Raw genomic sequence first — 914 nt, 5'->3', positions numbered from 1 at the left:
CCTCCCGCCGCCGGCGGCCGGAGCGGCGAAGGCGGCGCTCCCGCTGCTGCGCTCGGAAGAGGGAGAGCGGCGCCGGTTACGGCTCCGGGAACGGATCGCCCTCTTCGGCGGAGGAAGCGGCGAGCGTCCGATCTTCCCCGTGCTCTACGGAGAAGCGGGGCGGGCGGTGGCGGCCTCCGCCCGACTGAAGGAAAAGGGCATCTTTGCTCCGGCCATCCGATTCCCCACCGTTCCCAAAGGGAAGGCTAGGCTGCGCATTTCGCTCTGTGCCTTCCACACGCCGGAGGAGATTCGGCTGCTTCGGAGAGAGCTCGAAAGGGAAGAGGAGCCATGAGCTGGGAGGAGCGAGACAAGAGCTTCGTTTGGCATCCCTTCACGCCCGATCGGCCTTGGCGGGATCCTTCCTATCGCTTGCCGGTCATCGTCCGGGGAGAAGGAAGCTATCTGTGGGACGAGGAGGGGAGGCGCTACTGGGACGGCAACTCCTCCATTTGGACCAATGTCCACGGCCACCGCCATCCCCGGCTCGTGGCGGCCGTCCGGGAGCAGCTCGAGCGAATCGACCATGTTTCCTTCCTTGGACTGACCCATCCTTGGGCGGCCGAGCTCGCCGAAAGACTTTCCGCCATTGCGGCGGGGGAGAGCCGGCGGAGATACCGGACCTTTTTTTCCGACGATGGGGCGACCGCGATCGAAGCGGCCGTCAAGATCGTCTGGCAATATTTCCAGCAAAACGGGGAGCCCCGTCGCGATCTCTTCCTCTGCCTCGCCGAGAGCTATCACGGGGACACCGTCGGCGCAATGAGCGTTGCCCAAAGCCGTTTCCATCGCCTCTTTGGGCCGCTGCGCTTTCCGTCGGTTTCCCTCCCGCCTCCCGCCTGCTACCGCTGCCCGTTCAATCGAGCGGCGGCCGG

The 914-nt window shown here is 65.9% G+C and carries 1 protein-coding gene and 1 pseudogene; both read left to right on the top strand.

What is annotated here, in order from left to right; genetic code table 11:
• Positions 1-334 (top strand): annotated as a pseudogene (locus FN369_RS11275) (8-amino-7-oxononanoate synthase); the annotation flags it as partial.
• A partial coding sequence (locus FN369_RS09615; protein WP_142525927.1) for an aminotransferase class III-fold pyridoxal phosphate-dependent enzyme occupies positions 331-914 on the top strand: 584 nt, incomplete at its 3' end. The pseudogene FN369_RS11275 and the gene FN369_RS09615, both read left to right, overlap by 4 nt.

The organism is Methylacidimicrobium cyclopophantes, from assembly GCF_902143385.2.
Classification (GTDB): Bacteria; Verrucomicrobiota; Verrucomicrobiia; order Methylacidiphilales; family Methylacidiphilaceae; genus Methylacidimicrobium; species Methylacidimicrobium cyclopophantes.
This window is presented reverse-complemented; position numbering and strand designations above follow the sequence as displayed.